The organism is Chryseobacterium panacisoli (genome assembly GCF_008274625.1).
Classification (GTDB): domain Bacteria; phylum Bacteroidota; class Bacteroidia; order Flavobacteriales; family Weeksellaceae; genus Chryseobacterium; species Chryseobacterium panacisoli.
Genome location: NZ_VTRU01000001.1, coordinates 187,259 through 199,607 on the forward strand (window position 1 = coordinate 187,259; position 12,349 = coordinate 199,607).

A 12,349-nucleotide genomic window follows, 5' to 3' on the forward strand; every position below is an offset into this window, starting at 1 on the left:
TTTTACATTTTACAAAAATAAAACTGCCCCGTAAAGGGCAGTTTTTTCACATCGTTTAACTTTAAAGGTTATTAATTTTTAATAAATCTTTTAGTTGATTCTCCAATTTGAAGCATATAAGCGCCTTTAATCAGGTTGCTTACGTTTACAGAGCCTCTCTGAAGTTTTCCTGAGTCAATGAGTTTTCCACCCATATCGAAGATTTTATAATCTTCTGAAGTTGTATTGGAAATATAAAGTACGTCTCTGACAGGGTTTGGATAAAGCTTAATGTCTGTGATCAGATCTTTCGTATTCTGAAGATCTCCTTTTCCTGATGAAACGATATTAAGAGTGTAATCCTCAACCTGGCCATAAGTGAACGCTTCACATGATGAAGTAGGAATTGAGCTATATTTCATCATTACTCTCATTCTTGTAGATCCAACAGTTGCTGTAGATGGAATTGTTATAGATCCGGTAACCGGGCTTGTTGTAGATCCTGCTTTTGTCCAAGCTAATTCTCCACTGTCTGTAAAGTCTCCATCACCGTTGTAATCAATATAAACAGCATATGCTTCGCTATATTTTGTAGAAGTCCAAACCGGAGTAACGGAGATTGTATAAGCGCTTCCTCTTGTTACATTGGTAGAAACTGAAGTGAAGTTTTCATAACCAGCTGTTCCCGTAGAAGTATTATTAATAGATCCGAATTTTACATTTCCGATTCTTTCATCAGCTGTGTTGGATGCTGAAGAAGAGCAATAAGTAACAGTTCCGCCCGAAAGAGTGGTAACACTCACCGTATTGCTGGAAACAGAAGCGTTTCCTGCCGCATCTTTCGCTTTAACAGAGAAAGAATACGTTGTTGATGGAGTAAGTCCTGTTACGGTATATGTAGTAGAAGCTGTAGAACCTATTAATGAAGCTCCCTGATATACATCATATCCGGTAACGCCTACGTTATCAGTAGCACCTGACCATGAAAGGTTAGTTGTTGTAGCAGTAGTTCCTGAAGCAGCAAGAGTAGGAGCTGTAGGAGCAACGGTATCAGGAGTTCCGGAACCTGCATTTACAGAGATGTTCGCATTGTTGACATCAAAGAAAATGTGATTTGATCCTTTTACCATGATTCTTCCTGTAGTTGTGGTAGAATTAGGAATAGTTACCGCCTGTGAACCGTCATTAGGAGTTCCTGCCAATAGAGTAGTCCATGTAGTTCCATTGTCTGTTGACCAAAGGATATCTACATTAGCTGCATTTACACCATTAGCTGTAGTTCCTGCTACGTTCCATGTAACGGTTTGAGAACTTCCTCCGGCATAGGTTGTGGCTGAGTTCTGAGAAGTAATATTAAATGGTCCGGCAGTTCCGTTAACAGTGATTACGGCATCATCAGAATTATTTCCTGAACCTCCTGCTTTATTATCACGAACAGTAAATCTGAAATTTAATGTTCTTGCGACTGAAGAAAGTGCCTCTACTGTGATTTCAGAACCTGCTGTAGTGGTTGCGCCTGTTAATACAGAAGCCATTCTTGGGAAGTATCTTGCAGGTGAAGTAGTGGGTGTCCATGACCTGAAGTTCGGTCCTGAAGCTTTTGTTGCGCTGGCGGCTGAACTTGCACCTGTTTGTGAAGAAGAAGCATTGTCCATTTGTTCCCAGATGTAAGTTAGAGAATCTCCGTCAGCATCTGTTCCTGTACCCGTCAGTACGAATGGAGTTCCTTTTGGAATTGTATAATCTAAGCCTGCGCTTGCTGTAGGAATTGAATTCCCTGTATTGGTATTGACAGAGCAGGTTTTAGCTTTAATATTATTTGTGATCTGCTGAATGCTTATTGCATGGAAAAACGCATCAGAATGAGGTTGGATATCCTGGCTGGTAATTCCCGCATATCCCATGATTGTTGATCCTGATCCCGGTTCCATATTGGCGCCTGTTCCTTCATTGTTCATGGAGAATGTGTGATTTCCTCCGAACTGATGTCCCATTTCGTGAGCTACGTAGTCGATATCGAAGTTGTCTCCTGAAGGAATAGCATCTGCCGGGGAAGTATATCCGCTTCCTTTTGATCCGTTGGTACAGATACAGCCGATACATCCTGCATTTCCACCACCTCCTGAAGCTCCGAACAAGTGTCCGATGTCGTAGTTGGCTTCACCAATTACAGAAGTTAAAGTGCTTTGTAATTGGGAATTCCAGCTGCTCATTCCGGAAGCTGCAGAATACGGGTCTGTAGATGCATTGGTGTAGATTACGGCATCATTGTTGGCGATCAGAACCATTCTTGCTGCGAAGTCTTTTTCAAAAACACCGTTTACACGGGTCATTGTGGTGTTCATTGCAGCCAGAGCCTGAGCTTTTGTACCTCCGAAATAAGTAGTATATTCTCCGGTACAGGATAGTGCCAGTCTGAACGTTCTTAGTTTGGCGTCATCAGCATTAGGTCTTGCGGCAAGAGCAGAGTTGGAAACTCCTTTCTGTGCAGCGTCTACTACTGTACATTCAAACTTGTTAAGATCGTCTTTTTTGTCAGATTTTCTGTACACTACATAAGAAGAAAGATCTTTAGTGTAAGGTTCAATGAAAACTGCAGATTTATCACCGTAAATTTCCATTGATGACAGTCCGAGTGGAGAAACACTGAAATAGACTGTGGAATTAGGATCATCCAGACCTTGTCCTACGTAGGATTTGATATCCGGATATTTTGCTGCCAGCTCAGGAGCAAAATTGGAATTCTCCCTCACTTTAAAATTTTCCATTCTGCCTTCAGAATTTGGAAAAGAGATGATGAGTTCTGATTTTTCGCCTACAGCCAGTCTTTTGGGAGCTTTTGCCAAAGCATTTTTCAATCCGTTGATGTCCAGGTTATAAACCTTAGGATTGCTGATACCGGTTTTGTTTTCAAAAACCTCTGATGAAGTTTTTCTGGAACCTTCAGACCAAAGACGGTCAGTCTGTGCGAAAGAAATACCCGAAATAAGGAGCATTCCAATCAGCGTTAATTGTTTTTTCATATTAAATATTAAATTTGATTGTGGAATATCAAAGCTAATGAAAAATACATTATCAAAAACAAAATTTTTTAAGGGAAATTTAGAATGTTGCTTTAAAATATTATGCGATACATTAAATATAATTGAAAAGGCTCATTAATAAAAGAAAAGTGGAAGTGAAGAAATGAATTTTAATTTCAAAAAAAATAAAATAGATGTATTTTATTATTAATTTATTAAAATGAGACAATAAAATTTATTAATTATTTAATTATGTGTGAATAATATTAGTAAATTGAATTTTCGCAACGATTGCAAAATGTTTTACATCCTGCTTACAAAAAAAGCTGTTTCAAAATGAAACAGCTTTACTATATTTATATAATCCTTACTTAGAATTTGTCATCAGCAGTAGGACCGTAAAGTCCAGGGACTTTGTTCCCGGTTGATCTTAAATAAACAACCAGTTCACCTCTGTGATGGTACAAATGATTATAAAGAAAGCCTCTAACCACCTGGATTCTTGGAGACGGTGGAAAAATTACATTTCCGTTCATTTCCATTTTCCACTCATTGAAATAAGTGCTTTCATCCGAGTTTTCCAGAACTTTCTGTGCGTTGGCAACATTTTCTTCAAATTTTGCTAGGATATTTTCCGCTTTTGAAATATCTCCTTTGTCATACTTGTACGCACCCATATCAAAAGTATCCTGATTGAAAGTAGATTCGTACCAATTGTATACTTCAGCAATGTGAGAAGCCAGCTGGCCGGTTGTCCAGTTTTTTTCAGACGGTTTCCAGTCTAATGCGCTGTCAGGGATTGCCTGTAAAATTTTTCTGGTGTTTTCAGCTTCGTGCAGAAATTCACCTAAAAGTGCCTGTTTAATCATTTGTATTGGGATTTAAAGATTTATTTTGTAATATCTCTTCCAATGACCAGTCTCTGGATCTCAGAAGTACCCTCACCAATGGTGCAAAGTTTAGAATCTCTATAGAACTTTTCAGCTGGGAAGTCTTTTGTATAACCGTATCCTCCGAAAATCTGAACCGCATTGTTAGAAATTCTTACACAAGCTTCAGAAGCATATAGCTTAGCCATAGCTCCTTCTTTTGTCATTTTCTGTTTTGCGTTTTTCAGGGTAGAAGCTCTTTGAATAAGAAGCTCAGCAGCATCAATTTCTGTAGCCATATCTGCCAGCATAAAGTTGATTGCCTGGAAATCTGCAATAGGTTTTCCAAACTGATGTCTTTCTTTTGCATATTTCAAAGCAGCTTTGTAAGCTCCTCTTGCAGTACCTAAGCTTAATGCAGCGATAGAAATTCTACCACCATCCAGTACTTTCATAGCCTGCTTGAAACCTTCACCTACTTCTCCTAAACGGTGGGAATCCGGTACGCGTACATTATCAAAGATTAATTCAGCTGTTTCGGAAGCACGCATTCCTAATTTATTTTCTTTTTTCCCGGAAGTGAACCCAGGCATTCCTTTCTCTAAAACAAAAGCTGTAGAGTTGTTTTTAGCGCCTATTTCTCCCGTTCTTGTCATTACTACAGCAATATCTCCTGAAATAGCATGAGTGATAAAGTTTTTAGCTCCGTTGATGATCCATTCGTCATCATCTTTTACGGCGGTAGTAGACATTCCTCCTGAATCTGAACCTGTATTGTGCTCTGTAAGTCCCCAAGCTCCGATTACTTTTCCGGAAGCCAGCTGAGGAAGCCATTTGTGTCTTTGTTCTTCATTTCCAAATTCATAGATATGGTTGGTGCAAAGTGAGTTGTGTGCTGCTACAGAAAGACCGATAGATGGGTCAACCTGAGAAATTTCATCCAGAATAGTAACATACTCATGATAACCTAAACCGGAACCTCCATATTGTTCAGGAACAACAATTCCCATAAAACCCATCTCACCTAACTGGTGGAATAAGTCTTTTGGAAAAGTCTGGCTTTCATCCCACTCCATAATATTCGGTCTGATGTTCTTTTCTGCAAATTCTCTAGCCGTCTCCGCTATCATTTTGATGTTGTCAATAGTCTCTGTATTCATATAATAATAGTTAGTGCCCAAAGATAACCAAATTGATGGAATGCTAAAATAATTATTTCATTCGTAATATTTAAGCGGTAATATGTTTAATTTTCAATTTTTTATATTTCCAGAATTAATGTTTTCTTAATAAAATATTCAGCCTTTTACATTTTTTATTTCACTATTTTGGTTCTCAATTTTTAAGGCATGAAAAAAATTTTACTTCCTATCATTTTAATTTCCTCTTCTATTTCTGCGCAGGCACCTGCCGGCTATTACGACGGAACAGCAGGATTGACGGGGTATGCTCTGAAGTCGAAGCTTCACGATATTATTTCGAATAAAATGATCAACTGGCATTATGACGATCTGAAGGTGCTCTATAATCAAACTGATCTTGACAAATATTATGATCATGATGCTTCCAATACTCAGTATATGCTGGATATCTATTCGGAAATACCTTCAGGACCGGATGTTTATGAATACAAAGCGGATCAACTGATCGCTGGTGCAGCTGGAGAAGGGCAGGGCTATAACAGAGAACATATGATGCCGCAAAGCACATTCAGTACAAGTTCGTCTATTAGTGATTATCCTATGTATTCGGATCTGAACTTCATTATTCCTGTTGATGCTTATATCAACCAGAGAAGGAATAATTATCCTTATGGAATAGGAAACAATACAAATCATTATATTTTCACAAATACTTCGAGGATATCCAATGCTGCAATTCCAAATTATCCTTATACCGGAAGAGTTTACGAACCTATTAACGAGTTTAAAGGTGATATTGCAAGGACTTTATTGTATTTTGCAGTAAGATATGAAGGAAAACTGGGGTCATTTAATACAGCTTATACTACATCAGCCAACATAACACCGGCTACAGATCAGTGTCCGCTTGACGGAACCGAAGAGAGAGCCATAGATCTTCCATATGTTGCCATGCTAAAGCAATGGAGTGCAGCAGATCCTGTTTCGCAAAGAGAAATCGACAGGAATAATGCTATCTACAACATACAGAAAAACAGAAATCCATTTATTGATCATCCTGAATGGATTGATCTGATCTGGTCTGAAACTCCTGATAATATTGCACCGGCAGCACCGGGATCATTGGTTTCAACCCAGCAGAATGCTTATTTTGTGAATCTGAACTGGACGGCTTCTTCTGACACGGATATTTTAGGATACAGGATTTACATGAATGGCTCCACAACTCCAATTGCAGTTACAAAAGGAACTTCTGTAATTATTGACCATCTGAGCCCTTCAACAACATATACTTTTACAGTGAAAGCTTTTGATAAAGCATATCTGGAGTCTCCGTTCAGCAATACGGTTACAGCTGCAACAATTGCTTCGGATTCCTATGCTCAGGACCTTATGATTACCAAGTATATATCAGGAACCAATACAGATTTTGTTAAGAACAATGCTCTGGAAATCGTTAATAAAACCGGGCATGAGGTTAATTTAAATAATTACAGAATTAATATTCAGTTTAAAAACAACTCTTCAGGAGCTATTTACAGCGGTGATACCTATGAACTGGAAGGTAAAGTTGGAAACAACGAAACTTTTGTTATTTTGAATCCAAAAGCTTCTTTATCATGCTATACCAATGATCAGGCAAGATTTGTAACGGCTTCTGATCCTCTGATGTTTGCAGGGCAAAACTATGTGGAGCTTGCTTATAATAAGACGGTAACTATAGATGCTATCGGTGTGAAATACACGACCAATAATAACGGGAATGTCTCTTTATATAGAAAAAGTACGATCAATAAGCCTACAGATACCTTTAATATCAACGAATGGGATTCTTATCCGTCTAATTATTGTCAGAATCTGGGAGGTACATTATCTGCTGCAGAACTCATTACTGCCCATAATGAATTTACAATATATCCCAACCCGGTTTACAATGATCTTTATGTAAGCGGAGCAACGGAACAAATAAAAACAGCCCGAATTATAGATCTTTCCGGAAAAGTGATCTACACAGAGAAAGATCCGTTCAGAAATAAGAAAAATATTTCAGTACAGGGAATCCCGGCAGGAGTTTATTTCTTACAACTTGATGAGAAAACGCATCAGTTTATTAAAAGATAACAGTTGCAGGATCTACTTATTAGTAACAAACCTAAACCTCACAGATTTTAAAAATCTGTGAGGTTTTATTTTAATAGGGGTGATGGGATTGCTTCGCTTTGCTCGTAATGACTGTTTTAGCCCTGATAGGAGCGGTTACCCCGCAGCAGGAAGAGATCTTTTGGCTGAGTTCAGGACAGCTAGGGCGTGAGGAGTATGAGCAGATAGCAGGAAATAGCTTCTTACTTAAAAATAAAGTGGAAAAAGTAGAGTTAAAATAAATGTAACAAAAAATCTTTTTGCATTTTTATAATTTTACATTTTTTGTTAAAGGCTTAAAAACCTTATGATTAGTACATAATCGATATAAGCAGATTCACTAATAATCAATATCTATAAGTGTTTCTGCTTATATTTTTTATTTATAAGTAATTATGCTTATATTTGCAGTATGATAGCGGTCATTACCGGTGATATTATAAATTCACAGCATGCGGACACTGAAGTTTGGATTACCAGACTTAAAAATCTTCTCGAAAGATGGGGAAGCGCTCCTGGCACATGGGAAATCTACAGAGGAGATGAGTTCCAGTTCAAGTGCAATATTGATGACGTTTTCTGGCGGTTTCTAGCCATAAAATCTCTTATTAAAAGTCTGGAAAATTTAGATGTAAGAATGGCCATCGGTATTGGTGAAGAAAGTTTCTCTTCTGAGAAAATCACAGAATCCAATGGTACAGCTTATGTACATTCCGGAAGATTGCTTAATGACCTTAAAAATGACGGCCATACCGTTGCCATCAAAACATCCAGTGATCCGGTAGACAGGGATCTTAATATCCTGTTGAAATGGTCGTCTAAAGATTTTGACAACTGGACTATGGCTACAGCAGAAATCATTCATGAAATGATCATGAATCAGGATATTACCCAGGAAGATCTTGCCAAAAGATTTGCTATTTCACAGTCTTCTGTAAGCCAGAGACTGAAGCGAGCTAACTATGAGCTCATCGTGGAAACCAACCAGTATTTCAGAAAGAAAATCTCAGAACTATAGCATGATCTTTATCAAACTCATATTGGCACATCTACTTGGAGATTTTATACTTCAGCCAAATTCATGGGTTGCAGATAAGGAAAACTATAAACTAAAAAGTAAGTTTTTATACTTTCATGTTCTGATTCACACCGCGTTAAGTTTTATTTTTCTTTGGGATCTGAAACTTTGGTGGGTAGCAGCTTTGGTGGGCATTACTCACTTTATTATTGATGCAGCTAAACTTACATTTCAAAAGGTAAAGACTAAAAAAAGATGGTTTTTCATTGATCAGCTTCTGCATGTTCTGGTAATTGGCGGAGTTTCTCTGTATTTTCAGGAATTCAGCTTCAGCTTTTTGCAGAATCAGGAGTTTTTAAAGATCATTATGGCTGCATTGTTTCTAACAACACCGGCATCTATTTTTATCAAAATCATATTGTCATCATGGACACCCGCTCCGGATGGCCCCAATACTATTCAAACCGAATCTTTATCAAGTGCCGGAAAATATATCGGAGTTTTAGAACGTCTGCTGGTCTTCACTTTTATTATGGTGAATCACTGGGAAGGCGTAGGTTTCATGGTGGCTGCCAAATCTGTTTTCAGGTTCAGCGACCTGGCACAGGCAAAACAGAGAAAGCTTACAGAATATGTATTAATTGGTACGCTGCTGAGTTTTGGGCTGGCTGTCTTAACAGGAATAATTATAAAATAAATCAATAAATCTAACTACAATTTAGAAAGTAAAATTATGAGTCAAAAGAAAGAAATGTTGTACGAGGGGAAAGCAAAACAGGTATTTGCAACCGATAATCCTGATGAAGTAGTAGTACGTTTCAAAGACGATGCTACAGCATTTAACGCTCAAAAAAGAGGTCAGGTAGACCTTAAAGGGGAAATGAACAATGCGATCACAACCCTTATTTTTGAATACTTAAATGAAAAAGGAATCAAAACTCATTTCATCAAACAATTGGACGAAAGAGAGCAGTTGGTAAGAAAAGTATCTATCATTCCTTTGGAAATGGTGGTAAGAAACTACTCTGCAGGAAGTATGGCACAAAGATTAGGAGTTGAGGAAGGAATCAAATCTCCGGTAACAATCTTCGATATCTGCTACAAAAAAGACGAATTGGGAGATCCGCTTATCAATGATCATCATGCTGTTTTCTTAGGAGCAGCTACTTACGAAGAGCTTGACGAAATGTATGAATTGACTTCAGATATCAATGAAATCCTTATCGACCTGTTTGACAAAATCAATATTATCCTGGTAGATTTCAAAATCGAATTAGGTAAAACTTCAGACGGTGAAATTATCCTGGCTGACGAGATTTCTCCTGATACATGCAGACTTTGGGATAAAGATACCATGAAAAAGCTTGACAAAGACAGATTCAGAAGAGACTTAGGAGAAGTTACTGAAGCTTATGTAGAAATCTACAACCGTCTTAAGAACCTTTTACAGAAATAAGCTTTCAGAGAAAGGATATTATTCTGAAAAACAATTTGTTATTTAAAAACAAAAATTAAAAACTGAAGTTAACTTAGACTAATTTCTAACATCTAATATCTAACTTCTAATCATTAGAAAAAATAGAAATGAAAAGTTTAGACATTCATAAAAGTGAATATTTAAAACAGTTTAAAACCCAGACTTACGGAAGAAATCTTTTCAGAACTCAGGAAGAGGAAAGACTGGATGCTCCCAATGAAGAGTGTGGAATCTTCGGATTGTATTCGGATAATGATCTGGATACATTCTCTCTTTCACAGTTCGGGCTTTTTGCATTACAGCACAGAGGCCAGGAAGCTTGTGGAATCTCCGTTTTAAAAGACGGAAGAATCACCAATATGAAAGATGAAGGGCTGGTTTTAGATGTGTATAAAGAAATTCAGGAACCTGAAACTTTTATGGGAAATTCTGCAATCGGGCATACCCGTTATACCACTGCAGGAGATAAAAAGAAATATAACTTCCAGCCATTTTTCGCGAAAAACGAATATGACCAGATTATACTTTCTATAGCACACAATGGTAACCTTACCAATGCGAAAGAATTAAAACAGGAATTAGAGGCTGAAGGCGTAGTTTTCAGAGCAACCTCCGATTCTGAGGTGATTCTGAGACTGATCCAGAAAAACCTTGATTTAGGTCTTCGAGGAGCTATTAAAGCAACCATGGAAAAGATCGAAGGAGCTTATTCCGTAGTAGGGATGACAAGAAATAAATTCTTTGCATTCAGAGATTTCAACGGAATCCGTCCATTGGTTTTGGGAGCTATCGACGAAAGATCTTATGTAGTAGCTTCAGAATCTGTGGCATTGGATGCTGTAGGAGCTCAATACGTACGCGATATCCTTCCTGGTGAGATCATTTACACCAATGAAAATGAACCTGGAAAACTTCATTCCTATATGATGGATGAAGCGAAAGGAAAGCAGAGAATCTGTTCTTTTGAATATATCTACTTTGCAAGACCTGACTCTACCTTAGAAAACATCAATGTATACGAGATCAGAGAAAAATCTGGGGAGAAGATCTGGGAACAGGCTCCTGTAGAAGCTGATCTGGTTATTGGCGTTCCGGATTCCGGAGTTCCTGCTGCCATTGGTTTCTCTAAAGCTTCAGGAATCCCTTTCCGTCCTGTTCTGATTAAAAACAGATATATCGGTAGAAGTTTCATCGTGCCTACACAGGAAATGAGAGAAAGAGTTGTGAACCTTAAACTGAATCCTATCATCTCTGAAATGAAAGATAAAAGAGTAGTGATTATTGATGATTCTATCGTTCGAGGGACAACATCTAAGAGACTTGTTAAAATTCTGAAAGATGCAGGAGTAAAGGAAATTCACTTCAGAAGTGTTTCTCCGCCAATTATTGCCCCGTGCTACCTTGGAATTGATACTCCGTCTAAAGATGATCTTATCTCAGCCAATATGACGACAGAAGAACTTAAAAACTATTTAGGAGTAGATTCTTTAGAGTTTTTAAGCATAGATAACCTGAAAACCATTTTAGGATCTGCAAATCACTGTTTCGGATGCTTTACAGAAGAATATCCTGTAGGAAAAGGAGAAGAGGTAGATTTATTCAATTAACCTCTTTATTGAAACCATAAAATAAAAGAGCCGGGCTATAACCCGGCTCTTTTGTTTTATAAATGTAGCAGAAGCTTAATATTCCTGTATTATACAATATATAATAGAGTTTTAATTTTGTCTGATTAAAAGTTCAGGATATGAAAAACGCATTCTTAACGGGTATCTTTCTGGCATTTGCCCAACTTTACACGTCACAATCTTTTGATAAACAGGCACACCGTGGAGGAAAGTCTCTTTACCCGGAAAATACCATCCCGGCAATGAAGAATGCCTTAAAAATGAATATAACAACCCTGGAAATGGATCTGGCCATCACAAAAGATAAAAAGGTAATCCTTTCCCATGATGCTTTCCTGTCGCCGGAGTTGGTCACAAAGGCTGATGGAACCTATATCCCCAAAGATTCTGGTTTTTATTATAAGATTTATGAGATGCCTTATGCAAAGATTAAAACATTTGATGTAGGATTAAAAAAATTGAATAACTATCCCGATCAAAAGAAAATGATGGCTCAGAAACCTCTCTTGTCAGAAGTCATAGACGCATGTGAAGCCTATGCCCGTGAACTAAAGAGACCATTGCCTTTTTATAATATAGAAACAAAAACACGTCCTTTCTCTGATAACATATTTCATCCGGAACCCAAAGAATTTGTAGATCTGATGATGAAAATTATTGTAGAGAAAAAGATTCAGGACAGAGTGATTATCCAGTCTTTTGACCCCAGGACACTGGAAATCCTTCATAAAGAATATCCCAAAATAATGACAGCTCTTCTGGTAGAAAAAGTGGATGATAAAAAACGGGCTCAGCAGCAGGCTTATTTTAAAAATATTCCTGTGGAGAAATTCAAAATGTATCCCGATCATCTGAGTGGAGTGGCAGGAGATATGAAGTTCCTGAGTTTCACTCCTTCTATTTACAGTCCTGAACATAGCCTTGTAACACCACAATTAGTACAGGAGTGCCACTTATTAGGAATGAAAGTAATCCCATGGACTGTGAATACAAAAGAAAGATTGAAGGAACTAAAGGATATGGGAATAGACGGAGTAATCAGCGATGATCCGAGGATATTTGAATAAATTTTAA

The 12,349-nt window shown here is 37.7% G+C and carries 10 protein-coding genes; 7 read left to right on the plus strand and 3 right to left on the minus strand.

Going from position 1 to position 12,349, the window contains the following annotated elements; genetic code table 11:
* Positions 1-71: 71 nt before the first annotated feature.
* The 3 genes from FW781_RS00895 to FW781_RS00905 all read right to left on the minus strand — a co-directional run bounded on the left by FW781_RS00895 (position 72) and on the right by FW781_RS00905 (position 5,031).
* Positions 72-3,002, minus strand: coding sequence for a reprolysin-like metallopeptidase (locus FW781_RS00895; RefSeq protein WP_149385693.1), 2,931 nt, complete (start codon positions 3,000-3,002; stop codon positions 72-74).
* 371 nt (positions 3,003-3,373) lie between these two features.
* A complete protein-coding gene (locus FW781_RS00900; RefSeq protein WP_149385694.1) occupies positions 3,374-3,871 on the minus strand; it encodes a DinB family protein in 498 nt (165 codons plus the stop codon).
* A 20-nt stretch (positions 3,872-3,891) separates the two neighbouring features.
* On the minus strand, positions 3,892-5,031 hold the full coding sequence (locus FW781_RS00905) for an acyl-CoA dehydrogenase family protein (protein ID WP_149385695.1): 1,140 nt from the start codon (positions 5,029-5,031) through the stop codon (positions 3,892-3,894).
* Positions 5,032-5,220: 189 nt separating this feature from the next.
* Here FW781_RS00905 and FW781_RS00910 point away from each other — a divergent pair, with 189 nt between their 5' ends.
* The 7 genes from FW781_RS00910 to FW781_RS00935 all read left to right on the plus strand — a co-directional run bounded on the left by FW781_RS00910 (position 5,221) and on the right by FW781_RS00935 (position 12,342).
* Positions 5,221-7,134 (plus strand): endonuclease, encoded by a 1,914-nt coding sequence (locus tag FW781_RS00910; RefSeq protein ID WP_149385696.1) that lies wholly within the window; start codon positions 5,221-5,223, stop codon positions 7,132-7,134.
* 107 nt (positions 7,135-7,241) lie between these two features.
* Entirely contained in the window at positions 7,242-7,394 is a 153-nt protein-coding gene (locus FW781_RS22250) for a hypothetical protein (RefSeq protein ID WP_172625636.1), read from the plus strand.
* Positions 7,395-7,564: 170 nt separating this feature from the next.
* Positions 7,565-8,170, plus strand: coding sequence for a SatD family protein (locus FW781_RS00915; RefSeq protein WP_047422919.1), 606 nt, complete (start codon positions 7,565-7,567; stop codon positions 8,168-8,170).
* 1 nt (position 8,171) lies between these two features.
* Entirely contained in the window at positions 8,172-8,867 is a 696-nt protein-coding gene (locus FW781_RS00920; RefSeq protein ID WP_149387330.1) for a DUF3307 domain-containing protein, read from the plus strand.
* Positions 8,868-8,903: 36 nt separating this feature from the next.
* Positions 8,904-9,626, plus strand: a complete 723-nt coding sequence (gene purC, locus FW781_RS00925; RefSeq protein ID WP_149385697.1) for a phosphoribosylaminoimidazolesuccinocarboxamide synthase — start codon at positions 8,904-8,906, stop codon at positions 9,624-9,626.
* Positions 9,627-9,754: 128 nt separating this feature from the next.
* Positions 9,755-11,254: an amidophosphoribosyltransferase gene (gene purF, locus FW781_RS00930; protein WP_149385698.1), complete on the plus strand. Its 1,500-nt coding sequence runs from the start codon at positions 9,755-9,757 to the stop codon at positions 11,252-11,254.
* Positions 11,255-11,394: 140 nt separating this feature from the next.
* Positions 11,395-12,342, plus strand: coding sequence for a glycerophosphodiester phosphodiesterase family protein (locus tag FW781_RS00935; protein WP_149385699.1), 948 nt, complete (start codon positions 11,395-11,397; stop codon positions 12,340-12,342).
* Positions 12,343-12,349: the final 7 nt, after the last annotated feature.